General features: G+C 74.7%; 22 protein-coding genes. 16 read left to right on the forward strand and 6 right to left on the reverse strand.

What is annotated here, in order from left to right:
• Nucleotides 1–87 precede the first annotated feature (87 nt).
• The 4 genes from G1H19_RS05695 (at nucleotide 88) to G1H19_RS05710 (ending at nucleotide 2,554) form a co-directional block, all read left to right on the forward strand.
• Nucleotides 88–573 carry a phage holin family protein gene (locus G1H19_RS05695; RefSeq protein ID WP_152728662.1) on the forward strand — a complete coding sequence of 162 codons (486 nt, stop codon included), beginning with the start codon at nucleotides 88–90 and terminating at the stop codon, nucleotides 571–573.
• Nucleotides 570–1,055 carry a DUF3618 domain-containing protein gene (locus G1H19_RS05700; RefSeq protein ID WP_152728660.1) on the forward strand — a complete coding sequence of 162 codons (486 nt, stop codon included), beginning with the start codon at nucleotides 570–572 and terminating at the stop codon, nucleotides 1,053–1,055. The genes G1H19_RS05695 and G1H19_RS05700 overlap by 4 nt, the downstream gene beginning before the upstream one ends.
• Nucleotides 1,052–1,327, forward strand: coding sequence for a DUF4235 domain-containing protein (locus tag G1H19_RS05705; RefSeq protein WP_162392573.1), 276 nt, complete (start codon nucleotides 1,052–1,054; stop codon nucleotides 1,325–1,327). Before G1H19_RS05700 ends, G1H19_RS05705 begins: the two co-directional genes overlap by 4 nt.
• A 93-nt stretch (nucleotides 1,328–1,420) precedes the next feature.
• On the forward strand, nucleotides 1,421–2,554 hold the full coding sequence (locus G1H19_RS05710) for a YihY/virulence factor BrkB family protein (protein WP_152728658.1): 1,134 nt from the start codon (nucleotides 1,421–1,423) through the stop codon (nucleotides 2,552–2,554).
• 112 nt (nucleotides 2,555–2,666) lie between these two features.
• Here the strand turns inward: G1H19_RS05710 and gcvT are convergent, their stop codons facing one another.
• On the reverse strand, nucleotides 2,667–3,788 hold the full coding sequence (gene gcvT, locus G1H19_RS05715) for a glycine cleavage system aminomethyltransferase GcvT (protein ID WP_162392574.1): 1,122 nt from the start codon (nucleotides 3,786–3,788) through the stop codon (nucleotides 2,667–2,669).
• Nucleotides 3,789–3,902: 114 nt separating this feature from the next.
• Between gcvT and G1H19_RS05720 the strand changes: the two genes are divergently transcribed.
• Nucleotides 3,903–5,420 (forward strand): leucyl aminopeptidase, encoded by a 1,518-nt coding sequence (locus G1H19_RS05720; protein ID WP_162392575.1) that lies wholly within the window; start codon nucleotides 3,903–3,905, stop codon nucleotides 5,418–5,420.
• Between the two features lie 67 nt (nucleotides 5,421–5,487).
• On the opposite strand, the gene G1H19_RS05725 is transcribed toward G1H19_RS05720, so the two are convergent.
• Nucleotides 5,488–5,853, reverse strand: a complete 366-nt coding sequence (locus G1H19_RS05725) for an oxidoreductase (RefSeq protein WP_202925832.1) — start codon at nucleotides 5,851–5,853, stop codon at nucleotides 5,488–5,490.
• Between the two features lie 147 nt (nucleotides 5,854–6,000).
• Here G1H19_RS05725 and lpdA point away from each other — a divergent pair, with 147 nt between their 5' ends.
• From lpdA to G1H19_RS05740, 3 genes are all read left to right on the forward strand, one after another.
• Nucleotides 6,001–7,377, forward strand: coding sequence for a dihydrolipoyl dehydrogenase (gene lpdA / locus G1H19_RS05730; protein WP_162392576.1), 1,377 nt, complete (start codon nucleotides 6,001–6,003; stop codon nucleotides 7,375–7,377).
• A gap of 42 nt (nucleotides 7,378–7,419) precedes the next feature.
• Complete coding sequence (gene sucB, locus G1H19_RS05735) at nucleotides 7,420–9,267, forward strand: 2-oxoglutarate dehydrogenase, E2 component, dihydrolipoamide succinyltransferase (protein ID WP_152728655.1); 1,848 nt, start codon at nucleotides 7,420–7,422, stop codon at nucleotides 9,265–9,267.
• A 138-nt stretch (nucleotides 9,268–9,405) separates the two neighbouring features.
• Nucleotides 9,406–10,305: a TIGR01777 family oxidoreductase gene (locus G1H19_RS05740; RefSeq protein WP_152728653.1), complete on the forward strand. Its 900-nt coding sequence runs from the start codon at nucleotides 9,406–9,408 to the stop codon at nucleotides 10,303–10,305.
• A 105-nt stretch (nucleotides 10,306–10,410) separates the two neighbouring features.
• On the opposite strand, the gene G1H19_RS05745 is transcribed toward G1H19_RS05740, so the two are convergent.
• Nucleotides 10,411–12,345 carry a serine/threonine-protein kinase gene (locus G1H19_RS05745; protein ID WP_193616480.1) on the reverse strand — a complete coding sequence of 645 codons (1,935 nt, stop codon included), beginning with the start codon at nucleotides 12,343–12,345 and terminating at the stop codon, nucleotides 10,411–10,413.
• Nucleotides 12,346–12,463: 118 nt separating this feature from the next.
• On the opposite strand from G1H19_RS05745, the gene G1H19_RS05750 reads away from it, so the two are divergent.
• From G1H19_RS05750 to G1H19_RS05765, 4 genes are read left to right on the forward strand one after another with little or no spacing between them, the layout of a single operon-like run.
• A complete protein-coding gene (locus G1H19_RS05750; protein WP_152728651.1) occupies nucleotides 12,464–13,786 on the forward strand; it encodes an NAD(P)/FAD-dependent oxidoreductase in 1,323 nt (440 codons plus the stop codon).
• Nucleotides 13,786–14,520 carry a Type 1 glutamine amidotransferase-like domain-containing protein gene (locus G1H19_RS05755; protein WP_152728649.1) on the forward strand — a complete coding sequence of 245 codons (735 nt, stop codon included), beginning with the start codon at nucleotides 13,786–13,788 and terminating at the stop codon, nucleotides 14,518–14,520. Before G1H19_RS05750 ends, G1H19_RS05755 begins: the two co-directional genes overlap by 1 nt.
• Before the next feature lie 41 nt (nucleotides 14,521–14,561).
• Entirely contained in the window at nucleotides 14,562–15,221 is a 660-nt protein-coding gene (gene lipB / locus G1H19_RS05760) for a lipoyl(octanoyl) transferase LipB (RefSeq protein ID WP_152728647.1), read from the forward strand.
• Nucleotides 15,218–15,661: a PPOX class F420-dependent oxidoreductase gene (locus tag G1H19_RS05765; RefSeq protein WP_162392577.1), complete on the forward strand. Its 444-nt coding sequence runs from the start codon at nucleotides 15,218–15,220 to the stop codon at nucleotides 15,659–15,661. The genes lipB and G1H19_RS05765 overlap by 4 nt, the downstream gene beginning before the upstream one ends.
• Nucleotides 15,662–15,730: 69 nt before the next feature.
• Here G1H19_RS05765 and leuS read toward each other — a convergent pair whose 3' ends face one another.
• Nucleotides 15,731–18,619 (reverse strand): leucine--tRNA ligase, encoded by a 2,889-nt coding sequence (gene leuS / locus G1H19_RS05770; protein ID WP_152728645.1) that lies wholly within the window; start codon nucleotides 18,617–18,619, stop codon nucleotides 15,731–15,733.
• Between the two features lie 164 nt (nucleotides 18,620–18,783).
• Nucleotides 18,784–19,713: an LLM class F420-dependent oxidoreductase gene (locus tag G1H19_RS05775; protein WP_162392578.1), complete on the reverse strand. Its 930-nt coding sequence runs from the start codon at nucleotides 19,711–19,713 to the stop codon at nucleotides 18,784–18,786.
• Between the two features lie 143 nt (nucleotides 19,714–19,856).
• Here G1H19_RS05775 and G1H19_RS05780 point away from each other — a divergent pair, with 143 nt between their 5' ends.
• The 3 genes from G1H19_RS05780 to G1H19_RS05790 all read left to right on the forward strand — a co-directional run bounded on the left by G1H19_RS05780 (nucleotide 19,857) and on the right by G1H19_RS05790 (nucleotide 23,250).
• Nucleotides 19,857–21,191 carry a hypothetical protein gene (locus G1H19_RS05780; protein ID WP_152728643.1) on the forward strand — a complete coding sequence of 445 codons (1,335 nt, stop codon included), beginning with the start codon at nucleotides 19,857–19,859 and terminating at the stop codon, nucleotides 21,189–21,191.
• A 140-nt stretch (nucleotides 21,192–21,331) separates the two neighbouring features.
• Nucleotides 21,332–22,303: a lipoyl synthase gene (lipA, locus tag G1H19_RS05785; RefSeq protein ID WP_152728641.1), complete on the forward strand. Its 972-nt coding sequence runs from the start codon at nucleotides 21,332–21,334 to the stop codon at nucleotides 22,301–22,303.
• Nucleotides 22,304–22,365: 62 nt separating this feature from the next.
• Nucleotides 22,366–23,250: a DUF4191 domain-containing protein gene (locus G1H19_RS05790; RefSeq protein WP_152728639.1), complete on the forward strand. Its 885-nt coding sequence runs from the start codon at nucleotides 22,366–22,368 to the stop codon at nucleotides 23,248–23,250.
• Here G1H19_RS05790 and G1H19_RS05795 read toward each other — a convergent pair.
• Entirely contained in the window at nucleotides 23,247–23,678 is a 432-nt protein-coding gene (locus G1H19_RS05795) for an RDD family protein (protein WP_152728637.1), read from the reverse strand. The genes G1H19_RS05790 and G1H19_RS05795 overlap by 4 nt on opposite strands.
• A gap of 168 nt (nucleotides 23,679–23,846) precedes the next feature.
• On the opposite strand from G1H19_RS05795, the gene glnA reads away from it, so the two are divergent.
• Entirely contained in the window at nucleotides 23,847–25,280 is a 1,434-nt protein-coding gene (glnA, locus tag G1H19_RS05800) for a type I glutamate--ammonia ligase (protein ID WP_152728635.1), read from the forward strand.
• The last annotated feature ends 15 nt before the right edge of the window (nucleotides 25,281–25,295 follow it).

Here is a 25,295-nt window from a genome sequence, read left to right on the forward strand (position 1 = left end):
CGCGCCCGGGAGTGCCCGGTGGTTACCGGCGGGGCGAGGGTGGGCAGGACCGGATCTCGTCCCGCGCGACCGATCCCCGGAGGACCGATGAGCAGCCCCGTCACGGGCGCCGGCGCCAGCCGCGCCAGCACGACCACCACCGCGCAGGACAACACCACCGCCACCCTCGACCCCCGGCACGCCTCCACCGGCCAGCTGCTGGGCGACCTCACCGACCAGGTGACCCGCCTGGTGCGCAACGAGGTGGCGCTCGCCCAGGCCGAGGTCACCGGCAAGGCCAAGAAGCTCGGCGTCGGCGCCGGCCTGTTCGGTGGGGCCGGCCTGTTCGCGTTCTTCGGCACCGCCGTGCTCGTCGCGGCGGCGGTGCTGGGCCTGGCGCACGTCGTCCCGGACTGGCTGGCCGCGGTGATCGTGGCCGTCGTCCTGTTCGTCGTCGCCGCGGTGCTGGCGCTGGTCGGCAAGAAGGACGTCGCGCAGGCGTCGCCGCCCGTCCCGACCCAGGCGATCGACAGCGTCAAGGCCGACCTCGCCACCGTGAAGGCCCACGCCTCGAAGGGCGGCACCCTCCGATGAGCCAGCCGGGCAACCCCACGCCGGACGCCGCCGACCCGGACGCGATCAAGGCCGACATCGAGGCCACCCGGGAGCAGCTGGGGCGCACCGTCGACGAGCTGGCGCACCGCCTCGACGTCCCGGCGCGGGCCAAGGAGAGCCTCGCCCGCACCACCGAGCAGACCCGGGCGCAGGCCGTGGAGCAGGTAGCCCGCACCCGGGACACCGCGGTGGAGACCTACCGGGAGAACCCGCCGGCGGTCCTCGGTGGTGCCGGCGCCGCGGTCGCCGGCCTCGTCGGCCTGGTGCTGTGGCGCCGCCGCCGCGCCCGGACGACGCCCGCCGAGCGGGCCGCCGCCGGCCGGCGCACCCGCCGGAAGGCGGCGCGTACCGCCCGGCGCGCCGGCAAGGAGCTGCAGGCCCAGCGCGCGCAAGCCGCGAAGGCCGCCGCCAAGGCGACCAGGAAGGCGCGCCGGAAGGCCACCCGGGCGGTGCGGCGGTGAGCAGCACGGGGGCCAAGCTCGCGTACCGCCCGATCGGCCTGGCAGGTGGGATCCTCGCCGGCGTCGTCTCCGGGGCGGTGTTCAAGCAGGTCTGGAAGCGCATCGCCCATGAGGACGACGCGCCCGGGGCCATGCAGAGCGAGTACTCGATGAAGGAGGTCGTGCTCGCCGCCGCCGTCCAGGGCGCGCTGTTCGCCGCCACCAAGGCGGCCATCGACCGGGCCGGCGCCCGGGGCTTCACCCGGCTGACCGGCACCTGGCCCGGGGACTGAGAAGGGACCCCGCTGCCCCCCACGACTCGCAGGCTCGCCGCGGGGCCCTGCAGCGGGGCCGGGTCGAGCACCGCACGCAGAGCAGAGGAAGACATGGTCCAGACCAGGAAGCACGAGAGCGCGGTCGACCGCATCAAGGAACGCGTCGAGGAGAAGGCGGCCCGGCGGGCTGCCGCCAAGGCCGCCGAGGAGCGGGTCACCAGCGGCCGGGCTCTGCCCACCCACGGCGTCCCGGACGGGGCCCCGGGGCACGACGAGCTGCCCGGGGTGGGCGCGGAGAAGCCCACGCAGATCCCGTGGCGCGGCTGGAAGCAGATCCTCAGGCGGGCATGGGCGGAGAACAACGCCGACAACATGCCGATCATCGCCGGCGGGGTGGCGTTCTTCGGCTTCCTGGCCGTCTTCCCGACGTTGATCGCCACCGTGTCGCTGTACGGCCTCATCGCCTCCCCCGAGACGGTCACCCGGCAGATCGAGGACCTCTCGAACTCGCTGCCGGCCGACGCCGCGTCCCTGATCAGCGGTCAGCTCGAGGCCCTGACCAGCAAGAGCGGCAGCGCGCTCACCTTCGGGCTGATCGCCTCGATCCTCGCCGCCCTGTGGAGCGCCTCCGGTGGCACCGGCAACCTGATCACCGCGGTCAACCTGGCCTACGACGAGGTCGAGACCCGCGGCTTCGTCAAGCGCAAGGCGCTGGCTCTGGGGCTGACCCTCGGCGCGATCCTGTTCGTGCTGGTCACGTTCTCGCTGGTCGCCGTCGTCCCGGCGGTGCTGGACGCGCTGCCACTGGGCGTGGTGGGGACGGTCCTGGCCCAGGTGGTGCGCTGGGTGCTGCTGCTCGGCGTGATGGCCGCTGCTCTGGCCGTGCTCTACCGGCTGGCCCCCGACCGGGACGACCCGCGGATGCGCTGGGTCAGCCTCGGCTCGGTCGGCGTCACGATCGTGTGGGTGCTGGTCAGCCTCGGCTTCAGCATCTACGTGGACAACTTCGGCTCCTACGACAAGACCTACGGCGCCATCGCCGGCGTCATCGTGCTCATGCTGTGGCTGTACCTGACCTGCTACCTGGTGCTGCTCGGCGCGGAGATCAACGCCGAGGCCGAGCACCAGACCGCCGAGGACACCACCACCGGCCCGTCGGTGCCGATGGGCGAGCGGGACGCCGCCGTGGCCGACACCCTCCCGGACCCGCCGACGCCGACCAAGGACTCCCACCGCAGCGCCTGACCCGCGCGGCTGCAGCATCGATCAGCTCAGCTGATCACCGTCCGTCCGGGCTCACCAGCGTTGGTGAGCCCGGACGGACGTCGGTGCGCCCGGCGGACCGGCGTCGGGTCAGTCAGCGGACGTGCGACTCCACGAACGGTGGCTTGACCACCTGCACCGGCTGCGGCCTGCCCCGGACGTCGACGGCGACCTCGGACCCGTCGCCCACGCCGGCGGTGCGGTCCAGCAGAGCGAGCGCGATCCCGGTGCGCAGCGTCGGGGAAAAGGTCCCGCTGGTGACCTCACCGATCCGCTCGCCGGCCGCGTCGAGCACGGCCATGCCGGGCCGCGGGATGCCCCGGCCGGGCGCGCGCAGGCCCCACAGGGTGCGCGCCGGGCCGGCCTCCTTCTCCGCGAGCAGTGCCGCGCGCCCCCAGAACGCTGGCTTGCGCCAGCCCACCGCCCAGCCGCTGCGCGCCTGGTTGGGCGTGATGTCGGCCGACAGCTCGTGACCGTGCAGCGGGTAGCCCATCTCGGTGCGCAGGGTGTCCCGCGACCCCAGCCCGCAGGGCCGGATCTGCTCCGGCTCCCCCGCCGCCAGGACGGCGTCCCACAGTGCGCCGGCCCGGTCCGCGGCGACGAGCAGCTCGTAGCCGTGCTCGCCGGTGTAGCCGGTGCGGCACACCGTGACCTCGTCGCCGCCGGCGCCCGGGGTCTCGGCGAAGGACATGTAGGACAGCTGCTGGCCCGGCAGCCCCACCCCGGCCAGCACCTCGGCCGACCGCGGGCCCTGCAGCGCGAAGACGGCGACCTCGGTGTGCCGGTCGGTGACGGTCACCCCGGCGGGGGCGGCGTCGGCCAGCCGGGCCAGCACCGCGGCGGCGTTGGCCGCGTTCGGCACCAGCAGCACGTCGTCGTCGGCGTGCAGGTAGACGATCAGGTCGTCGACCACGCCGCCGGCCCGGTCCTCGCCGTCGGGGATGCAGCACAGGGTGTACTGCGCCTGCCCGGGGCCGATCCGGCCGAGGTCGTTGGTGAGGCAGGAGTCGACGAAGGCGGCCGCGCCCGGACCGCGCACGGTGGCCGTGCCGAGGTGGGAGACGTCGAACAGCCCGACGCCGGTGCGGACCGCGGTGTGCTCGGACAGCACCCCGCCCCCGGCGTACTCGATCGGCATCGACCAGCCCCCGAAGTCGGCGAGCTTGGCACCGGCAGCCACGTGCCGGTCGTGCAGCGGGGAGGTGCGGGCGGTCACGACCGCGACCGTAGCCCGCCCCGGCGACGTGCTGGAACGGCCTCGTCCCAGGGGCCCGCGGCGTGCGGAGCGCGTCGTGGGGAGGGACGAGGTCCTCTTACTAGGATCGTCGCCGTGCCGCCGACGATCACCGCCACCGACCGCCCGCTCGAGAAGCTCACCGCCGACGCCGTCGTGCTCGGCGTGGGCAAGGGTCCGGCGGGCCTGCTGCCCACGCCCGGCTCGGAGGCGGTCGACCGCCTGCTCGGTGGACGACTGATGGCCGCCCTCGCCGACCTGGGCGCCACCGGCGCCGAGGGCGAGGTCACCAAGCTGCCCACCTTCGGGCAGACGTCCTTCCCGGTCGTCGCCGTGGCCGGTCTGGGCGCCCCGGGGCCGACCGGCGGCTACGAACCGGAGGCCGTGCGCCGCGCCGCGGGGGCCGCCAGCCGCGCGCTCACCGGCCGCGCCTCGCTGGTCACGCTGCTCGCCGCGGTCGGCGGGGCGCCCGAGGACGAGCGGCTGCACGCCGTCGCCGAGGGCTCGCTGCTGGGCACCTACGAGTTCACCGCCTACAAGTCCGGTCTGGCCGACGACCGCCCGCTGCCGCCCAGCAGCATCGCCGTCGTCGTGCCGCGCGCCTCGGACGCGACCGCCGCGCTCGCCCGCTCCCGCGCGGTGGCCGCTGCGGTGACGCTGGTGCGCGACCTGGTCAACACCCCGCCCAACGACCTGTACCCGGCCGAGCTGGCCGCCCGCGGGGCGGCGGCCGGCAAGAAGGCCGGCCTGTCGGTCGAGGTGCTGGACGAGAAGGCGCTGGCCGCCGGCGGCTACGGCGGCATCCTGGCCGTCGGACAGGGCTCCTCGCGCGGCCCGCGTCTGCTCCGGCTGACCTACAAGGGCAAGAAGGCCGGCACCTCGGTCGCCCTGGTCGGCAAGGGCATCACCTTCGACACCGGCGGCATCTCGATCAAGCCCGCGGCGAAGATGGAGGACATGAAGAGCGACATGGCCGGCGCCGCGGCCGTGATCGCCACCGTCTGCCTGGTCGCCGAGCTCGGCCTGCCGGTGGACGTCACCGCCACCGTCCCGATCGCGGAGAACATGCCCAGCGGCACGGCCTACCGCCCCGCCGACGTCGTCACCTTCCGCAACGGCAAGAAGGCGGAGATCACCAACACCGACGCCGAGGGCCGGGTGGTGCTCGCCGACGCGATCGTCCGCGCCGCCGAGGACTCCCCCGACTACCTGCTGGAGACCTCCACGCTGACCGGGGCCCAGCTGGTCGCGCTGGGCACCCGCACCGCCGGCGTCATGGGCAGCGAGGACCTGCGCGACGCCGTCGTGGCCGCCAGCCGCCGCAGCGGCGAGCCGATGTGGGCGATGCCGCTGCCCCCGGAGCTGCGCCGCGGCCTGGACTCCCCCGTGGCCGACCTGGTCAACGCCAACGCCGACCGGATGGGCGGCATGCTGGTCGGCGGTCACTTCCTGTCCGAGTTCGTGCCGGCCGGGCTGCCCTGGGCGCACATCGACGTCGCCGGGCCGGCCTACAACACCGGCGCGGCCTGGGGCTACACGCCCAAGGGCGGCACCGGGGTCCCGGTGCGCACCCTGCTGGCGACCATCGAGGCCCTCATCGCAACCGCGAGGTGATGGAACGGCCGCCCTGCAGGGTCCCGCCGCGTGCGGAGCGCGTGGCGGGGGGCAGGGTGGCCCTTCCTCAGAGCTTGCGCTGCTGCCGGGCGCTCCAGTCGCGCATGCGCTGCGGGTAGCCGGTCACCTGGGCGTCGTACACCGGGATGGTGAGGTCCTTCGACAGCTTGCGGGCGACGTCGGGGCCGTCGATGCGCCGCCTCGTCCACTCGCCGTCGGCCGCGACCAGCAGGATCGTCGTCTCGGTGACGGTGGTGCGCGGCTCGACGTAGCCCTCGACGCCCACCCGGGTGGCCACGAACTGCTCGAGATGGGTCAGGTCGGCGCGCTGCGACGCCCGGTCCAGGGTGCCGCGGCGGTCGCGCGAGCCGCGGACCGGGCGGGCCTGCCGGGTGCCGCCACGTCGTCCTCGCAGGCGGTCGAACAGGCCCATGTCGTCCTCCAGTCACCGCCGAGGTGGCGATCGCCACGACGTCCGGAACAGGAACGGTGCACTGGGCGCCACCGTTCCCGGGGGTGGCAGGATGGGGGCCGGTACACCCGTCAGGGTGACGCGACCGCACAGCACAGAGGAGCACCCGTGAGCGCACCGACTCCCGCAGACCTGGTCATCCTCGGCGGCGGATCCGGCGGGTACGCCGCTGCTCTGCGCGGTGCCGAGCTCGGCCTGTCCGTCGTCCTGATCGAGCGGGACAAGGTGGGTGGCACCTGCCTGCACCGGGGCTGCATCCCCACGAAGGCGCTGCTGCACAGTGCCGAGGTGGCCGACCTGGCCCGCGAGGGCGAGCAGTTCGGGGTCAAGACCTCCCTGGCCGGCATCGACATGGCCGGGGTCAACAGCTACAAGTCCGGGGTCACCTCGAAGCTCTACAAGGGCCTGCAGGGCCTGATCAAGAGCCGCAAGATCACCTACGTCGAGGGTGAGGGCAAGCTCGTCTCCCCGACCGCCGTGCAGGTCGGCGACACGACCTACGAGGGCGCGCACGTGCTGCTCGCCACCGGGTCCTACGCGCGCAGCCTGCCGGGCATCGAGATCGACGGCACCCGGGTCATCACCAGCGACCAGGCACTCGAGCTGGAGCGGGTGCCCGCCTCGGTGATCATCCTGGGCGGCGGCGTCATCGGCTGCGAGTTCGCCAGCGTGTGGAAGTCCTTCGGCGCCGACGTCACGATCGTCGAGGGCCTGCCCCACCTGGTGCCGGCCGAGGACGAGGCCTCCTCCAAGCTGCTCGAGCGGGCCTACCGCAAGCGCAAGATCGACTTCTCGCTGGGCAGCCGGGTGTCGAAGGTGGCCACCACCGAGGACGGCGTGAAGGTCGACCTGGAGAACGGCAGGTCCTACGAGGCCGAGATCGTGCTCGTCGCCGTCGGCCGCGGCCCGGTCAGCCAGGGCCTGGGCTACGAGGAGGCCGGGGTCGCGATGGACCGCGGCTTCGTGCTCGTCGACGAGTACTGCCAGACCAACGTGCCCACGATCTCCGCCGTCGGCGACCTGATCCCGACGCTGCAGCTGGCCCACGTCGGGTTCGGCGAGGGGATCCTCGTGGCCGAGCGGCTGGCCGGGCTCCCGGTCGTGCCGATCGACTACGCCGGTGTCCCGCGGGTCACCTACTCCGAGCCCGAGGTCGCCTCCGTCGGCCTGACCGAGGCGCAGGCCAAGGAGAAGTACGGCGAGGTCCAGGTGGTCACCTACGACCTCGCGGGCAACGGCAAGAGCCAGATCCTCAAGACCGCCGGTGCGGTCAAGCTGGTCCGCGCCACTGACGGCCCGGTGGTCGGCGTGCACATGGTCGGCAGCCGCGTCGGCGAGCTCATCGCCGAGGCCCAGCTCATCTACAACTGGGAGGCCCTGCCCGACGAGGTGGCCTCCCTGATCCACCCGCACCCGACCATGAGCGAGGCGGTCGGCGAGGCCCACCTGGCACTGGCCGGCAAGCCCCTGCACTCGCACGGCTGACCCGACCCCCCACACCCCACGACCTGAGGAGACCTGCACTCGATGCCGACGTCCGTCACCATGCCCGCCCTGGGCGAGAGCGTCACCGAGGGCACGGTCACCCGATGGCTCAAGCAGGAGGGTGACCAGGTCGAGGTCGACGAGCCCCTCCTCGAGGTCTCGACCGACAAGGTCGACACTGAGATCCCCTCTCCCGCAGCCGGGGTCCTGTCGAAGATCGTGGTGGCCGAGGACGAGACCGTCGAGGTCGGTGCCGAGCTCGCCGTCATCGGTGGCGACTCCGACGCCCCGGCGGAGCCCGCACCGGCGCAGCAGGCCGAGCCGGAGGCCGTCCAGCCCGAGCCCGCCGCGGTAGCGGAGCCCGAGCCCGCCCGGGCCGCGGCCCCTGCCGAGGCTCCCCCGACCGGGGGCGACGACGGCAGTGACAGCACGCCGGTGACCATGCCGGCGCTGGGCGAGAGCGTCACCGAGGGCACCGTCACCCGCTGGCTGAAGGCCGAGGGCGACACCGTCGAGGTCGACGAGCCGCTGCTGGAGGTGTCCACCGACAAGGTCGACACCGAGATCCCGTCGCCGGCGGCCGGCGTGCTCCGCACGATCCTCGTGGCCGAGGACGAGACCGTCGAGGTCGGCGCCCAGCTGGCCCTCATCGGCGGCTCGGCCGCCGCGGCGCCCCAGCAGGCCGTCCCGGCGGCCGTGGCGAAACCGGCTGCCGAGAAGCCCGCTCCCGCGGAGCAGCCCGCGGCCCCGGCCCGGTCCGTGACCCCGGCGGACGTGTCGACCGACGGATCCGGCACGAACGACTACAGCGGGCCCGATGCCGCCGCCGAGACCACCCAGGCCCAGGCCCCGCCCCAGGCCGCCGCCCCGGCGCCGAGCGCTCCGGCAGCGGCGGCGAAGTCGTCTCCCACGCCGGTGTCCTCCGACGGCGGCAGCGCCTACGTCACCCCGCTCGTGCGTCGCCTCGCCGCCGACAGTGGCGTCGACCTCGCGTCGGTGACCGGGACGGGCGTCGGCGGCCGGATCCGCAAGCAGGACGTGCTCGCTGCCGCCGAGTCCTCCTCGTCCGCCAGCGCCCCGGCGGCCACCCCACCGGCGGCTGCGTCGGCACCGGCCGCCACCTCGGCGCGCACACCCTCCCCGGCGGCCACCCAGGACCCGAAGCTCCGCGGCCGGACCGAGAAGATGTCCCGGCTGCGCACGGTCATCGCCAAGCGGATGGTCGAGTCGCTGCAGGTGAGCGCCCAGCTCACCACCGTCGTCGAGGCGGACGTGACCCGGATCGCGCGGCTGCGCGACCAGGTGAAGGGCGACTTCGCCGCCCGGGAGGGCGTCAAGCTCTCCTTCCTGCCCTTCTTCGCCAAGGCTGCGATCGAGGCCCTGGCGGTGCACCCGTCGGTCAACTCCTCGATCGACATGGAGGCCGGCACGGTCACCTACCACGACGCCGAGAACCTGGGCGTCGCCGTCGACACCGAGCGCGGCCTGCTGGTGCCGGTGATCAAGGGCGCGGGCGACCTCAGCCTGGCCGGCATCGCCCGCAAGATCGCCGACCTGGCCGAGCGCACCCGGACCAACAAGATCACCCCCGACGAGCTGGGTGGCGGCACGTTCACGCTGACCAACACCGGGTCCCGGGGGGCGCTGTTCGACACCCCGATCATCAACCAGCCGCAGGTGGCCATCCTCGGCGTGGGTTCGGTCGTCAAGCGGCCCATGGTGGTCACGGACCCGGAGCTCGGCGAGGTGGTGGCGGTGCGCTCGATGGTGTACCTGGCCCTCAGCTACGACCACCGGATCGTCGACGGGGCGGACGCCGCCCGGTTCCTCACCACGGTGCGCGAGCGCCTCGAGGGCGGGTCGTTCCACGGGGACGTCGGCCTCGCCTGACCGTCGTTCCCGACCACCCGGCCACCGGGTGCGGCCACCGCCGCACCCGGTGGCCGGGTGCGTCAGGGACCCGGCCCGGCGCACGCCGGGCGGCACGCACCTCTCCTCCACCGAGCGCGCACCCAGGGAGCACCCCGCATGAAGATCGCCGTCACCGGTTCGTCGGGTCTCATCGGCACGGAGCTGACCGCGTCGCTGCGCGCCGACGGGCACGACGTGATCACCCTGGTGCGGCGTACCCCGCGCACGGCCACGGAGCACCGCTGGGACCCCGCGCACCGGCAGGTCCCGGCGGGCCTGCTCGACGACGTCGACGCCGTCGTCAACCTGGCCGGCGTCGGGATCGGTGACAAGCGCTGGACGGCGTCCTACAAGCGCGAGGTCCTGGACAGCCGGGTCGACAGCACAGCCACGATCAGCCAGGCTCTCGCCGACGCGGTCCGCGCCGACCCGTCCCGGCCACGGACCCTGCTCTCCGCCTCCGCCGTCGGCTACTACGGCGACACCGGCGACCGCACGGTCGACGAGACGGCGCCCTCCGGTACGGGCTTCCTCGCCGACGTGTGCCGGCAGTGGGAGGCAGCGACGGAGCCGGCCCAGGCGGCCGGGGTGCGGGTGGCCCTGCTGCGCACCGGCCTGGTCCTCGCCCGGGGCGGGCTGCTGAAGAAGCTGGCCCCGCTGTTCAAGCTCGCACTGGGTGGCAAGCTGGGCTCCGGCGCGCAGTACTGGCCGTGGATCAGCCTGCGCGACGAGGTCGCCGCGATCAGGTTCCTGCTCGAGCACCCCGTCAGCGGTCCGGTGAACCTGACCGGGCCGGTGCCGGTCACCAACGCGGAGTTCACCGCGGCGATGGCCTCGGTCGTGCACCGGCCCGCCGTCGTCCAGGTGCCCGGCTTCGCGCTGTCCATCGTGCTCGGCGACTTCGCCCAGGAGGGCGTGCTGGGCGGGCAGCGGGCCGTCCCGGCGGCGTTGGCCGCCGCCGGCTTCCGGCACGCCGACACCGACGTGACCTCGGCGCTGCGCTCCGCCCTGGGCTGAGCGGCCCGGGCGGCTCCCCGTCCTGGGCCGGACGGCCCGGCGGCTCCCCGTCCCGGGCGGGGCGCCCGGCTCGCGGCCGAGCTGCCGGGACGCGGGACGGCACGCTCACGACTCCGGCTGCCCGGAGCGGACCGCGCTCTCCAGCAGCCAGCCGGACGCGGTGTGCACCAGGACCATCCGCACCTGCTGCCCGGCTCGTCCCGGTCGGGTGGTCTCGACCCCCGGCCCGCTGCCGGCCCGCACCACCCGGTAGTCGGGGAACGAGTCGACCAGGTCCAGCTCGGCCCGGTCGCCGGTCACGTCGGCGCGCACCACCTCGGTGACCGTGGGCGCGAACCCGTCCAGCCGCTCACCCGCGGCCGCGAGCTGCTCGATCCGGGCACGGTCGGTGCCGGCGAGTCCGCTCGTGGGCGGGTAGACCCCGTCCAGCAGGTCCGGGCGGCCCTCCACGAAGGCCCGGGCACGCTGCTCGTAGAGGCCGTTCACCAGGTCCCGCCAGCCGGCCAGGTCACCGGTAGCAGGCGCATCCGGGTCCTGCGCCGGCCCTGGTGCGGGGACGGCGACCGGGTCGGGTGTCGGTGCCGTGCTCGGCGCCGGCGGGAGGGCGGCCGAGGGCTCCGGGGTCGACGGCACGGGCGACTGCGGCCCGGGCGACTCGGGTCCGGGCGACTCGGGCACCGGCGGAGCACCGGCCGGGCCCGGGTCGGAGCCCGGCGCCGCCGGGCCCTGCGCCGCGGCCGTGGCGGACTGCTGGGCCCCGGCCACCGCCACCGCCGGCTCCTCCCCCGTGCCGCCCCACCGCGTCCCCAGCCAGCCCGCCCCCAGCAGGGCCGCGCCGACCAGCACCAGGGCGCCGACCCGCCGTGAGCCGGACCGGAGCAGCTGCGCCAGCCGCTCACCCCGGTCGCCGTCCCCGCGCAGGCGCGCCCACCGGGACGGCGGCACCGGCGCCGCGTGCACGGCCCGGGGCCGGCGTCCCGGGACCTGGTGGGTGAGCTCGGTGCGCGGCCCCCGGCCCGTCTCGCCGAGCGCGGCGTCCGGCACCCCCGCCTCCGGCAGCCGCACCGGTTCGGGTCGGCAGGAGTGCCGGAGGTCGAGGGCGAAGGCGGCCGCGGACCCGCGGGCGTGCGGCTCCGCGGACAGCCCCCGCCGGATCACCCGGCGCAGCTCCGCGGGCGCCTCGGGGGCCAGCACGTCCAGGTCGGGCAGCTCGCCCGACGCTGCCACGTGCAGCGTCTCCCACGGCCCGGCGGCGTTCCAGGGAGCGACGCCGGTGAGCGCGTGGAACGCGGCGGCCGCGACGCCGAACACGTCGGAGGCGGGACCCGGCGCGCCCCCGCGGGCGACGGTGGGGTCGACGTAGGCCGGGGTGACCTCCGCCCGGGCCGCGTCGCCGAGCACGCGGGCCACGCCCAGGTCGGTCAGCACCGGCCGGCCCTCGGCCGTGAACACGATGTTGGCCGGGGACAGGTCCCCGTGCACCACGCCGCGCTCGTGCGCATGGGCCAGGGCCGCGGCCACCGGCGCGATCGCCGTGACCACCTCACCCGGGCGCAGCCGACCCCGGCGCGCCAGCAGTGCGGCCAGGCTGCCCCCGGCGAGCAGGTCGAGCACCAGCGCCACCTGCTCCTCACCGCGGCGCGTGCGGTGCCGCACCACGTCGTGCAGGTGCACCAGGTGCGGGTGGTCGAGCTCGCCCAGCATGGTGGCCTCCCTGGCCTGCCGGCCCGGGTCGCCGTGGACCAGGACCTTCAGCGCGACCGGCTCGCCACCGGACCGGGGCCGCGCCCGCCACACCTGGCCGGACCCACCGCGGCCCAGCAGCTCCTCCACCACGTAGCCCGGGACGACCGGCGGGCGCGGGGCCGACCCCGCCCGCGTGCCGCTGCCCGCCGGGCGGTCGACGGCGTCCGGCGCTGGGGTGGACGCCTCCTCGGCCGCCGGTCCGGCGCCGGAGGGGTCGGGGCGGGACCCGCGGGCCCGTCTCCGGGGATCGGGCCGCCGGTCGTCCCGGGGACCTGGTGCAGGGCGAGCAGGCATGGCGGGCACGGTAGGTGCCCGGCGGTGTGCCCCGCCGCGGCTGTCCACAGGCAGCCGCACCGTCCCCGACCCGGTGCCCCGGCCGCCACGCCGGTCGGACAGGCCCTACGTTCGAGGCATGCAGGTGCCGCAGCGGGTCGAGGTCGTCGTCGTGGGCGCAGGGCTGGCCGGGCTCTCCGCCGCCACCCGGCTGGCGGCAGCCGGGTGCGACGTGCACGTCCTGGAGGCCTCCGCTGCCGCCGGTGGGCGGTTGGCGACCCAGCGGGTGGACGGCTTCGTCGTCGACCGCGGGTTCCAGGTGCTGAACACCGGCTACCCCCGGGTCGCCGACCTCGACGTGCCGGCGCTGCGGATGGGCTGGTTCTGGCCGGGGGCGCTGCTGCGCACCGACGAGGGCACCTCCCGGGTGGCCGACCCGCGCCGCCGTCCGCAGGCCGCGTGGGACACCGTCCGGGCACCCCTGGGGTCCCTGCCCCGCAAGGCGGCCATCGGCGCCTTCTCCGCCCGCGCCGGGTACTGGCCGGTGGACCGGTTGCTGCGCGCACCGGAGACCACCGCCGGGCAGGCGCTGCTCGCCGCCGGGGTGGGCTCGACCGCGGTCGAGCGGTTCTTCCGGCCGTTCCTCGCCGGGGTGCTGCTGGAGCCCGAGCTCGCCACCTCCAGCCGCTACCTGGACCTGCTGTGGCGCAGCTTCGTCCGGGGCGACATCGGTCTGCCCGCCGAGGGCATGCAGGCCGTCGGGCAGCAGCTCGCCGACCAGCTCCCCGCCGAGCGCCTGCACCACGGCGTGCGGGTGTCCGCGCTCGGCGAGGACGGGCAGGTGCACACCGACCGGGGCACGGTCCGCGCGGACGCCGTGGTGGTCGCCACCGACCCCGACACGGCCGCCCGGCTGGTGCCGGGCCTGGAGGCGAGCGCACCCCGGCAGGTCACCACGCACCTGCACGTGCTGCCGGCCTCGCCCTGGCCCTCGCCGCTGCTCGTGCTGGGCCGGCCGGGCGGCCAGCTGGTCAACACCGTGGTGCTCACCGACGCCCAGCCGGCCTACAGTCCCGACGGCCGCGCCCTGGTCGCCAGCTCGACCCTGGCCCCGACCCGGCCGGAGGACGTGCGGGAGGAGATCGCCCGGGCACACGGCGTGTCCCCCGCCGATCTGGACCACCTGACCTCGGTCACCGTGCTCGGCGCCCAGCCGGCGGCCACGGTGCCGCTCCAGCTGCGCCGGCCGGTCGACCTGGGCGAGGGGTTGTTCGTCTGCGGCGACCACCGGGACACCCCGTCCATCCAGGGCGCGATGGCCAGCGGAGCCCGCACCGCCCGGGCCGTGCTGCGCCGGCTCCGGCCCCGCCCCGACCTGCTGGCCCTGCAGGGCCGCCCTGCCGGCGACGGGCCCGACGGCTCCGACACCCTCGGGGCAGCCGCCCGGTCCGGGCGGCCCTGATGCCCGCGACCGGGCCGACGATCCTGGCGACCAGCATGGGCTTCGACTCCCGTGGCCGCGGCCCCCACGACTGGGCCCCGGGCCCGGTGTTCGACCTGGCCGTGCAGCTCGCCGGGCAGCCCCAGTGGCCGCGGATCTGCTACCTCGGCACCGCGACCGGGGACGATCCCGCCCGGGTCGGTGGCTTCTACGGGGCCTTCGCCGGCAGCGAGGTCCGCGCCTCCCACCTCAGCCTGTCCCCCATGCCGACGGTCGCGGACGTGCGCACCCACCTGCTCGCCCAGGACGTCGTGTGGGTCGGCGGCGGCAGCGTGGCCAACCTGCTCGCGGTGTGGCGGGTGCACGGGCTGGACGAGGTGCTGGCCGAGTGCTGGCGCGCCGGTGTGGTGCTCGCCGGGGTGTCCGCCGGGTCGATCTGCTGGCACGTCGGGGGCACCACCGACTCCTTCGGCCCGCAGCTGCGCCCGGTCACCAACGGGCTGGCCCTGCTCCCCTGGTCCAACGGCGTGCACCACGACTCCGAGCCCGAGCGGCGGCCGCTGTACCTCCGGCTGGTCGCCGACGGCACGCTCCCACCCGGCCACGCCACCGACGACGGCGCGGGCCTGGTCTACCGCGGCACCGAGCTGGTCGAGGCGGTGGCCGACCGCAGGGACGCGGGCGCCTACCGGGTGTACCGCGGGCCCGACGGCCAGGCCGTGGAGACCCCGCTGGTGCCGCGTCGGCTGCGGTGACCAGCACCTCGACCGGCGTGGACGGGCATAGGCTGGAGCGCATGGACGAGCTGGTGGTGGTGCGCGCGGGGACCGTCGACTACGAGACCGCCTGGGCGCGCCAGCGCGAGCTGCACGAGCAGCGGGTGGCCGGCACGGGCCCGGACACGATGCTGCTGCTGGAGCACCCGTCGGTCTACACCGCCGGCCGCCGCACCGAGGCGCACGAGAAGCCGCAGGACGGCACCCCCGTCGTCGACGTCGACCGGGGCGGCAAGATCACCTGGCACGGGCCCGGGCAGCTCGTCGGGTACCCGATCGTGGCGCTGCCCGACCCGATCGACGTGGTGGCCCACGTCCGCCGGCTGGAGGAGGCCCTGATCGAGGTCTGTGCCGACCTCGGCGTGGCCGCCGGTCAGGTCGAGGGCCGCAGTGGGGTCTGGGTGGCGGCCGACGCCCCGGGCCCCGGTGCGCGGCCCGAGCGCAAGATCGCCGCGATCGGCGTCCGGGTGGCGCGCGGCGTGACCATGCACGGTTTCGCGCTGAACTGCGACCCCGACCTGCGGGCCTTCGGCGCCATCGTGCCCTGCGGGATCCTGGACGCCGGGGTCACCTCGCTGTCCGCCGAACTCGGCCGGGACGTCCCGGTGGCCGAGGTCGTCGACCGGGTGGAGGCCGCTGTCCGCCGGGTGCTCCGGCCGGTGCCGGCCGCCGCGAGGTGACCGGCACCGGGGCTCTCCCCGCCGCGGAGTACGTCAGCCTGACCACCTTCCGGCGGACCGGGCAGCCCGTCGCCACCCCGGTCTGGGCCGCGCCCTACCGGCCGGGCCCGGCCGCGAACGCCGGCTCGGTGACCGGTGACGGGTCCGGGGAGCCGATGCTGGTTGTCTGGACCCGCGCGGACTCCGGCAAGGTGAAGCGCCTGCGGCACACCAGCCGGGTGACCGTCGCCCCGTGCGACGCCCGCGGGCGGCTGCTGGGCGACGCCGTCGAGGCCACCGCGGGGCTGCTCGACCCGGCCGACGAGCCGGCCGCGCTGGCCGCGATGAGCAGGCGGTACGGCCTGCGCTTCCAGCTCGTCCGCTGGCCCTCCCACCTGTGGGGTCGCCTCACCGCCCGCGGCACACCGCGGCACACGGTCATCTGGATCCGCCCGGACTGAACGGCCCCGGCCCCGCTGCCGGGCCCCTCGTCGCGCGGAGCGTGGCGTGGGGGGCAGCGGGGTCCTCCTTCAGAGCACGAAGTTGACCAGCCGCCCCGGCACGGCGACCACCCGGCGCACGGTGGCGCCGTCCAGCAGCCCGGCGATCCGCTCGTCGGCGCGCGCAGCCGCCTCCAGGGCAGCCGCGTCCGCGTCGGCGGGGACGGCCACCTGGGCACGCACCTTGCCGTTGACCTGGACCACGATCTGCACGGTGTCGTCGACCAGCCAGCGCTGCTCGGCGTGCGGGAACGACGCCCAGGCCACCGACTCCGGGTGACCCAGCCGGGACCACAGCTCCTCGGCCAGGTGCGGTGCCAGCGGAGCGACCAGCAGCACCAGGCCCTCCGCGACCGCCCGGGGCACCGGCCGCTCCCCGGCGTAAGCCTGGGTCAGGTGGTTGGTCAGCTCGGTGATCCGGGCGATGGCCACGTTGAACCGCAGCGAGCCCATCCCCTCGCGCACGCCGTCGACGGCCCGGTTCAGCGCACGGGACGTGTCGTCGTCCGGCTGCACGTCGTCGGCCACCCGGACGGCGCCGGTGACCTCGTCGACCACCACCCGCCAGATGCGCTGCAGCAGCCGCTGGGAGCCGACCGCGGCCTTGGTCTCCCACGGGCGGGACTGGTCCAGCGGCCCGGTCGACATCTCGTAGACCCGGAACGTGTCCACGCCGTACGCCTCGATCATCTCGTCGGGCGTGACGACGTTCTTCAGGCTCTTGCCCATCTTCCCGTACTCGCGGGTGACCGGGCGGCCCTCGTACAGGTACTGGCCGTCCCGCTCCACCACGTCGGCGGCGGGCACGTGGAAGCCGCGGTCGTCGGTGTAGGCGAACGCGGAGATGTAGCCCTGGTTGACCAGCCGGCGGAACGGCTCCTCGCTGGAGACGTACCCCAGGTCGAACAGCACCTTGTGCCAGAAGCGCGCGTACAGCAGGTGCAGCACCGCGTGCTCCACCCCGCCGACGTACAGGTCGACGCCGCCGGTGTCGCCGGCCGACCGCGGGCCCAGCCAGTAGCGCTCCAGCTCCGGGTCGACCAGCTGCTCGTCGTCGGCGGGGTCCAGGTAGCGCAGGTGGTACCAGCACGACCCCGCCCAGTTGGGCATGGTGTTCGTCTCGCGCCGGTACTGCTGCGGGCCGTCACCCAGGTCCAGTGTCACCGTCGTCCACTCGGTCGCCCGGGACAGCGGCGGCTCCGGGGCCGAGGTGGCGTCGTCGTCGGCGAAGGTCGTCGGCGAGTAGTCGTCGACCTCCGGCAGCAGCACCGGCAGCATCGACTCCGGGACGGCGACCGGCAGGTCGTCGGCGTCGTAGACGATCGGGAACGGCTCGCCCCAGTAGCGCTGCCGGCTGAACAGCCAGTCGCGCAGCTTGTAGGTGGTCGTCGCCTCGCCGTGCCCGTGCGCCACCAGCCACCCGGTGACGGCGGCGATCGCCTCGGCCTTGCCCAGCCCGTCCAGCGAGATCTCCTCGTTGGACGAGTTGATCATCGAGCCGGGCCCGGTGTAGGCACCACCGGCGAAGTCCGCCGGCGGCTGCACGGTGCGCACCACGGGCAGGCCGAAGGCCTCGGCGAACTCGAAGTCGCGGGTGTCCTCACCGGGCACCGCCATGATGGCGCCGGTGCCGTAGCCGGTCAGCACGTAGTCGGCGATGAACACCGGCAGCCGGGCGCCGTTCACCGGGTTCACCGCGGTGGTGCCCAGCCACACTCCGGTCTTCTCCCGGCCCTCGGCCTGCCGGTCCAGCTCCGAGCGGCGCGAGGCCTGCCGCTGGTAGGCGGCGACCGCCTCACCCGGGGTGGCCGCCCCACCGGTCCACCGGGGGTCGACGTCGGCCGGCCAGGCCGCCGCGGTCAGCGAGCCCACCAGCGGGTGCTCCGGGGCCAGCACCAGGTAGGTGGCCCCGAACAGCGTGTCCGGGCGGGTGGTGAACACCTCCACGGGCTCGCCGGAGGAGGCGAAGCGGATCCGCGCGCCGGTGGAGCGGCCGATCCAGTTGCGCTGCATCAGCTTCAGCGACTCCGACCAGTCCAGCCGGTCCAGGTCGGTCAGCAGCCGCTCGGCGTAGGCGGTGATCCGCATCATCCACTGGGTCAGCGGCCGCCGGAACACCGGGAAGTTGCCCCGCTCGGAGCGGCCGTCGGCGGTGACCTCCTCGTTGGACAGCACCGTGCCCAGGCCCGGGCACCAGTTCACCGGCGCCTGGTTCAGGTAGGCCAGCCGGTGCGCGTCGACCACCCGGCGGCGCTGCACCCGGTCCAGCTCCGCCCACGGCAGGCCGCTGTCGTCGGTGCCGGGCGCCGGGCTGCGGGTGCCGGCGTCCAGCTCGGCGACCAGCTCGGCGATGGGCCGGGCCCTGTCCTGCTCGGGGTCGAACCAGGCCTCGAACAGCCGGGTGAAGATCCACTGCGTCCACCGGTAGTAGCCGGGGTCGATCGTGGCGAAGGTGCGCCGCTGGTCGTGGTCGACCCCCAGCCGGCGCAGCTGCGCGGCGATGGCGGCGATGTTGGCCTCGGTGGTGACCCGCGGGTGCTGCCCGGTCTGCACGGCGTACTGCTCGGCCGGCAGCCCGAACGCGTCGTAGCCCATCGGGTGCAGCACGTTGTGCCCGTCCATCCGCAGGAACCGGCTGGTGACGTCGGTGCCCAGGTAGCCCAGCGGGTGCCCGACGTGCAGCCCCGCACCCGAGGGGTACGGGAACATGTCCATCACGAAGGCCTTGGGCCGATCGGCCACCCGCTCGAAGCCCGCGGACAGCCGGCCGGTCGGGTTCGGCGTGTGGAAGGTGCCCTCGGCCTCCCACCGGTCCTGCCAGGCGAGCTCGATCTGCTGCGCCAGCGCCGCGGTGTAGCGGTGCGCGGGCACGCCGTCGCCGGTGGCTGCGGGGGTCGACTGGTCGGTGGGCTGGCTCATCGCTGGTGCTCCTGGATCGACGTACCGGAGGCGGACATGAAAAAACCCCTCACGCAGGAGGGGTCGCCGTGCAGCCTGAGCAGGTCAGGTCAGCACGGCCGTGCAAGGAGCAGTCCGCCGGTCACGCCCAGAGGGTAGCGCGCGCGACCGGCGGACCGCCTCCGTCATGTCAGCTGGGGAGCCACCTCGGCGGCGACCAGGTCCAGGTGGTCCAGGTCGGCGAGGTCGAGCACCTGCAGGTAGACCCGGCTCGCACCCGCCTCGGCGAACCGGCCCAGGGTGTCCACCGCCTGCGCCGGCGACCCGGCGACGCCGTCGGCCCGGAGCTCCTCGGGGTCCCGGCCGATCGCCGCCGCCCGGCGGGCCACCTCGGCGTCGTCCCGGCCGACGCAGAGCACCAGCGCCGAGCTGTACACCACCGACGACGGGTCGCGGCCGGCCTCGGTGCAGGCCGACCGCACCCGGTCGAACAGCTGGGCGTTGTCCGCGGCCGAGGCGAACGGCACGTTGAACTCCGCGGCGTACCGGGCGGCGAGCCGGGGCGTGCGGACCTTCCCCCGGCCGCCGACCAGGATCGGGACGCCGCCGGCCTGCACCGGTTTGGGCAGGGCCGGCGACCGGCTCACGCGGTAGTGCTCGCCGGCGAAGTCGTACGTGCTGCCCACCGGCGTCGTCCACATGCCGGTGATCAGCGCCAGCTGCTCCTCGAAGCGGTCGAAGCGCTCCCCCAGCGGCGGGAACGGGATGCCGTAGGCGCTGTGCTCGTCGTCGAACCAACCGGAACCGAGCCCGAGCTCCACCCGGCCGCCGCTCATCTGGTCGACCTGGGCCACCGAGATCGCCAGCGGCCCGGGCAGCCGGAAGGTGGCCGCGGTCATCAGCGTGCCCAGGCGGATGCGGCTGGTCTCCCGCGCGAGCCCCGCCAGGGTCAGCCACGCGTCGGTCGGGCCGGGGAGCCCGTCCCCGCCCATGGTCAGGTAGTGGTCGGAACGGAAGAAGGCGTCGAAGCCGGTCTCCTCCGTGCGCCGGGCGACGGCGAGGAGGTCGTCGTAGGTCGCGCCCATCTGGGGTTCGGTGAAGATCCTGAGGTCCACGGGCCCGACGCTAGGCGACCGGCCCGCGGCACCGCCCGCCCGACGGGCCCCGACCAGCGGCGCCGGGGAGACCCTCGGGGTGTGCTCGTGGCCGGGACCGGGCAGGATGGATCACCAGGACGATCTACCCGGAGGTGCATGCAGTGTTCCGCAGGAAGAGTCACGCCGAGGTCATCGGCGCCGAGCTGGCCGAGGGCTTCAGCCACATCGGTTCGGCGTTCACCGAGGCCGGCCGTGCCACCGCGGAGCAGTTGGCCCCTGCCGTGGAGGCGGCCCGCGAGGCCACCGGCCCCCGGGTCGCCGCCGCCGTCGCGGCAGCCGCACCGGTCATCAGCTCCGCGAAGGACGCGCTCGCCCCGCGGGTCGACGCCGCCCGGGAGGCCGCCACCCCGCGCCTGGAGGCAGCCCAGAAGGCGATCGACGCCGGCCTCGTCGCCGCCACGACCGCCGTCGCACCGCGGGTGGAGGCGGCGATCGACGCCCTCGCCCCGCGGATCGACACCGCCCGCACCGCTGCGGCGCCCCGGCTGGAGGCCGCGCAGAAGGCCGTCGACGCCGGCCTGGTCGCCGCCGTCGAGCAGTTCGAGAACGCCCGCGACGCCGCCGGTCCCCGGGCCAGCGCCGCGCAGGCCGCCGCGCTCGCCTACGCCGCCCCCCGGGTGGCGGCCACCCGCGAGGTGCTCGCCAGCGGGGTCGAGACCGCCCGCAGCGAGGTGCTCGCCAGCACCGAGAAGGCCCGCAAGCAGGCGGCCGCGAGCGCCGAGAAGGCACGCAAGCAGGCCGCCGTCAGCGGTGCGAAGGCCCGCAAGCAGGCGGAGAAGAGCTCCCAGCAGGCCAGGGCGCTGGCGCTCGCCAACGCCGAGCTGGCCCGGGCCCGAGCGGCGGAGAGCCGCAAGCAGTTCGACGCGGTCGCCGCCTCCACCGCGCACTCCATCAAGAAGCGCATCGGCGTCGAGCCCGAGCCGGCCCCCCGCCGGTGGCCCTGGGTGCTCGCCGTCCTGGCCGTGCTCGCCGGCGGCGTCGTGTTCTGGCGCAGCCGCACCTCCGACGACTCCTGGACTCCCGCACCGGCCGGCAACGGCCCGGTGCCCAGCTACCGAGAGGACCCCATGCCCAGCACCCCCCGCCCGGCCGGCGGCACCGACACCCCGCAGTCCTCGGGCAAGACCGTGTCCGCCGCCGAGACCGCCCCCGGTGACGCCATGCCGCCGGACAGCGACCTCGGCACCTGGACCGACCAGCTGGGCGGCGAGCCCGGCGGTCGCAACGCCGCCGAGCCCGGCAGCTCCACGCCCAACGACGAGACGCTGACCACCAGCACCGCCGGCCCGGCCGGCGACGTCGTCGAGGGCGCCAGCGGTGGGTCGCCGACCACCGACGCGACCAACGACACCGAGGCCGACCTCGGGCCGGCCGGCACCCCGGTGGCCAACCGCGGCGTCCTGCCCGACGCGCAGGGCGGCAAGCACCAGGCCTGATGGAGGACCCCGTCCTCCTCACCCTTCGCAAGCTCAGGGCGAGCCTCTGGACGGGGCCTGCGCAGGGGCGGCCCCGGGACCACCGGGGCCGCCCCTGCTGCACGTCCGGGCACGTCACCCCCCGGGAGTACCGTGCAGGCATGAGCGAGACGGCGACGAACCCGACTGCGACGTCCCCGATCGAGCCGGCCGGCCGGAAGCTGCTGCGGTTGGAGGTGCGCAACGCGCAGACCCCGATCGAGCGCAAGCCGGACTGGATCAAGACCCGGCTGCGCACCGGCCCGGAGTACACCGAGCTGAAGTCGCTGGTGCGCCGCGAGGGCCTGCACACGGTGTGCGAGGAGGCCGGCTGCCCCAACATCTACGAGTGCTGGGAGGACCGGGAGGCGACGTTCCTCATCGGTGGCGACCAGTGCACCCGGCGCTGCGACTTCTGCCAGATCGACACGGGCAAGCCCGCCGACTACGACACCGACGAGCCGCGCCGGGTGGCCGAGAGCGTGGCCACCATGTCGCTGCGGTACGCGACGATCACCGGCGTCGCCCGGGACGACCTGCCCGACGGCGGGGCGTGGCTGTACGCCGAGACGGTGCGCCAGATCCACGCCGCGGTGCCCGGCTGCGGCGTCGAGCTGCTCATCCCCGACTTCAACGCCGACCCCGACCAGCTGGCCGAGGTGTTCTCCTCCCGGCCGGAGGTGCTGGCGCACAACGTCGAGACCGTGCCGCGCATCTTCAAGCGCATCCGGCCCGGCTTCCGCTTCGAGCGGTCGCTCGCGGTGATCACCGCGGCCCGGGAGGCCGGCCTGGTCACCAAGTCCAACCTGATCCTGGGCATGGGCGAGGAGCCGGAGGAGGTCGTGGAGACCATGCAGGCCCTGCGCGACGCCGGCTGCGACCTGCTGACCATCACCCAGTACCTGCGCCCCTCGCCGCGGCACCACCCCGTCGTCCGGTGGGTGAAGCCCGAGGAGTTCGTCGGGTTCGCAGCCGACGCCGAGCGGATGGGCTACCCCGGTGTGCTCGCCGGTCCGCTGGTGCGCAGCTCCTACCGGGCCGGCCGCCTCTACCAGCAGGCCGCCGAGGCGCGGGGACTCACCGCCGGTCGCTGACCGGCCGGTCGCGGGCCGTGTGCCCGGCTCCGTCGGTGGTGCGGGGTGCCTATCCTGTGGGCATGGCCCGCAGCAAGTCCTCAGACTCCTCCGCACCCGCCGGCACGGCCGGCACCGGCCCCGGCGGGGCGTCCCCCGGCCGCAAGGGGGCCACGGCGGCCGGCGCGACGGCGGCCGGCAAGGGTGCCGCGGGCCGCGGTGAGCAGAAGGCCGGCAAGCCCGCCAAGGCGCCGAAGCTGGGCAAGGACGGCAAGCCCAAGGTGGGGCGGATCAAGCGGATCAAGACCACCTTCGGGCAGATCCGGCAGGCGTACACCCTCACGTACAAGAACGACCGCAAGCTGCCCTGGTACCTGCTGATCACCTTCGTCGTCGCGTTCGCCGTCGTCGAGCTGATCGCGGTGCTGCTGGACTCCCCGCTGCTGCTCCTGCCGCTGGCGATCATGGTCGGTCTGCTGGCCGCGCTGGTCGTCTTCGGCCGGCGGGCGCAGGGGTCGGCCTACCGGCAGGTCGACGGGCAGCCGGGTGCGGCCGCGTGGGTGCTGGAGGGCATGCGGGGTGACTGGCGGGTCAGCACCGCCGTCGCCGGCACGCCGCAGCTGGACTCGGTGCACCGGGTGCTCGGCCGGCCCGGGATCGTGCTGGTCGGCGAGGGCTCCCCGCAGCGGGTGCGCGGCCTGATCGCCCAGGAGAAGAAGAAGATCGCCCGCGTCGTCGGGGAGACCCCGATCTACGACGTCAGCGTCGGCGACGAGGAGGGCCAGGTCCCCCTCAAGAAGCTCAGCAGCCACGTGATGAAGCTGCCGCGCAACCTCAGCGCCGGCGAGGTCAACGCGCTGGGACGGCGGATGAGCGCCCTCGGCGGCCCGAAGATGCCGATCCCCGGCGGTCCGCTGCCCGGCGGCAAGCAGATGTCGATCAGCCAGCGGCAGGTCCGCCGCCGCTAGTCGCGGATGACGGCGGTGCCGGAGATGCGGTCGTGCAGGCCGCGCCCGTCGGCGTCGACCAGCAGGGCCGGCACGAGCAGGATCAGCAGCCCGGTGCGCACGACGGCCCGCCACAGCGCCAGCCGCGCGCCCTGGCGGGGGTGCGCCAGCCGGAAGCCGAACAACCGCATGCCGGGGGTCTGTCCCAGCCACACCAGCGACACCACGGTGATGACCGCGAAGGTCACCAGGCTCCAGTTGCCCGGCAGGTCCGGGGCGGTGAAGGCACCCGCCGCCAGGGCCGAGGCGATGGCGTCGACGAGGAAGGCCCCGATCCTCGGCCCGAACCCGGCCAGCGACCCCGGGCCGTCGGCCGGTAGGCCCAGGCCCGCACCACGCGCGCGGCGCTGTGGGTCGGCCTGAGAGGGTGAGCGCTCGTCCCCGTCCATGCCAGCCAGCGTAGGAGGGTCCCGGAGCACCTGCGGGGCGCGCCGCGCGTCACGGGCCCGGCCGACACGCCGGGGGCGGCGTTACCGGGACGAAACACCGGAGTCACCCAAGAGCAACTGCCCGCTCGTAGCTTCCGTGCCAACCGTCCGTCCACATCCGGAGGATCGATGTTCAACAGCCCCGACGAGGTCGCTGCGTACGTGCGCGACAACGACGTCAAGTTCGTCGACGTCCGCTTCTGCGACCTCCCCGGCGTCATGCAGCACTTCACCATCCCCGCGGAGACCTTCGGGGAGGACACGTTCGCAGACGGACTGGGCTTCGACGGTTCCTCCATCCGCGGCTTCCAGGCGATCAACGAGTCGGACATGCTGCTGCTGCCCGACGCCAGCAGCGCCTACCTCGACCCGTTCCGCATCCACAAGACGCTGAACGTCAACTTCTTCATCCACGACCCGATCACGCGCGAGGCCTACAGCCGCGACCCGCGCAACGTGGCGAAGAAGGCCGAGGCCTACCTGGCCAGCTCGGGCATCGCCGACACCGCCTACTTCGGCCCGGAGGCCGAGTTCTACGTCTTCGACTCGGTCCGCCACAACACGGCGATCAACGAGGGCTACTACCACATCGACGCGGTCGAGGGCTCGTGGAACACCGGCTCGTTGACCGGCGAGAACGGCGGCCCCAACCTGGGCTACAAGACCCGGCCCAAGGGCGGGTACTTCCCGGTCGAGCCCTACGACCACCAGAGCGACCTGCGCTCGACGATGATGCTCAACCTGGCCAGCGCCGGGCTGGAGCTGGAGCGTGGCCACCACGAGGTGGGCACCGGCGGCCAGGCCGAGATCAACTACAAGTTCGACACGCTGCTGCGCTCGGCCGACAGCCTGATGCTGTTCAAGTACATCGTGAAGAACACCGCCTGGGCCGCCGGCAAGAGCGCCACGTTCATGCCCAAGCCGCTGTTCGGCGACAACGGCTCGGGCATGCACTGCCACCAGAGCCTGTGGAAGAACGGCGAGCCGCTGTTCCACGCCGAGACCGGCTACGGCGGCCTGTCGGACACCGCGCGGCACTACATCGGTGGCCTGCTCAAGCACGCGCCCTCGCTGCTGGCCTTCACCAACCCGACGGTGAACAGCTACCACCGCCTGGTGCCCGGCTACGAGGCGCCGATCAACCTGGTCTACTCCGCGCGCAACCGCTCGGCCTGCTGCCGCATCCCGATCTCCGGCGACAGCCCCAAGGCCAAGCGCATCGAGTTCCGCGTCCCCGACCCGTCGGCGAACCCGTACCTGGCGTTCTCGGCGATGCTGATGGCCGGCCTGGACGGCGTGAAGAACCGGATCGAGCCGCCGGCCCCGGTCGACAAGGACCTCTACGAGCTGCCGCCCGAGGAGGCCGCCGACATCGCCAAGGTGCCGGCCAGCCTGGACGCGGTGCTCGACCGGCTCGAGGTCGACCACGAGTACCTGCTCGACGGCGGGGTGTTCACCCCCGACCTGATCGAGACGTGGATCGAGTACAAGCGGGTCAACGAGATCGACCCGATCCGCCTGCGCCCGCACCCGCACGAGTTCGCGATGTACTACGACATCTGAGTCCCACCGCTCGAC

This window comes from Goekera deserti (genome assembly GCF_010685995.1).
Lineage (GTDB): Bacteria > Actinomycetota > Actinomycetes > Mycobacteriales > Geodermatophilaceae > Goekera > Goekera deserti.

Bases quoted from the DNA above. Each gene is read 5' to 3' on its own strand.
- glnA (WP_152728635.1), top strand. From the start codon at position 23,847: ATGTTCAACAGCCCCGACGAGGTCGCTGCGTACGTGCGCGACAACGAC.
- leuS (WP_152728645.1), bottom strand. From the start codon at position 18,619: ATGAGCCAGCCCACCGACCAGTCGACCCCCGCAGCCACCGGCGACGGC.
- G1H19_RS05790 (WP_152728639.1), top strand. From the start codon at position 22,366: ATGGCCCGCAGCAAGTCCTCAGACTCCTCCGCACCCGCCGGCACGGCC.
- lipB (WP_152728647.1), top strand. From the start codon at position 14,562: ATGGACGAGCTGGTGGTGGTGCGCGCGGGGACCGTCGACTACGAGACC.
- G1H19_RS05700 (WP_152728660.1), top strand. From the start codon at position 570: ATGAGCCAGCCGGGCAACCCCACGCCGGACGCCGCCGACCCGGACGCG.
- G1H19_RS05695 (WP_152728662.1), top strand. From the start codon at position 88: ATGAGCAGCCCCGTCACGGGCGCCGGCGCCAGCCGCGCCAGCACGACC.
- G1H19_RS05745 (WP_193616480.1), bottom strand. From the start codon at position 12,345: ATGCCTGCTCGCCCTGCACCAGGTCCCCGGGACGACCGGCGGCCCGAT.
- lipA (WP_152728641.1), top strand. From the start codon at position 21,332: ATGAGCGAGACGGCGACGAACCCGACTGCGACGTCCCCGATCGAGCCG.
- G1H19_RS05740 (WP_152728653.1), top strand. From the start codon at position 9,406: ATGAAGATCGCCGTCACCGGTTCGTCGGGTCTCATCGGCACGGAGCTG.
- G1H19_RS05755 (WP_152728649.1), top strand. From the start codon at position 13,786: ATGCCCGCGACCGGGCCGACGATCCTGGCGACCAGCATGGGCTTCGAC.
- G1H19_RS05795 (WP_152728637.1), bottom strand. From the start codon at position 23,678: ATGGACGGGGACGAGCGCTCACCCTCTCAGGCCGACCCACAGCGCCGC.
- G1H19_RS05725 (WP_202925832.1), bottom strand. From the start codon at position 5,853: ATGGGCCTGTTCGACCGCCTGCGAGGACGACGTGGCGGCACCCGGCAG.
- sucB (WP_152728655.1), top strand. From the start codon at position 7,420: ATGCCGACGTCCGTCACCATGCCCGCCCTGGGCGAGAGCGTCACCGAG.
- G1H19_RS05710 (WP_152728658.1), top strand. From the start codon at position 1,421: ATGGTCCAGACCAGGAAGCACGAGAGCGCGGTCGACCGCATCAAGGAA.
- G1H19_RS05750 (WP_152728651.1), top strand. From the start codon at position 12,464: ATGCAGGTGCCGCAGCGGGTCGAGGTCGTCGTCGTGGGCGCAGGGCTG.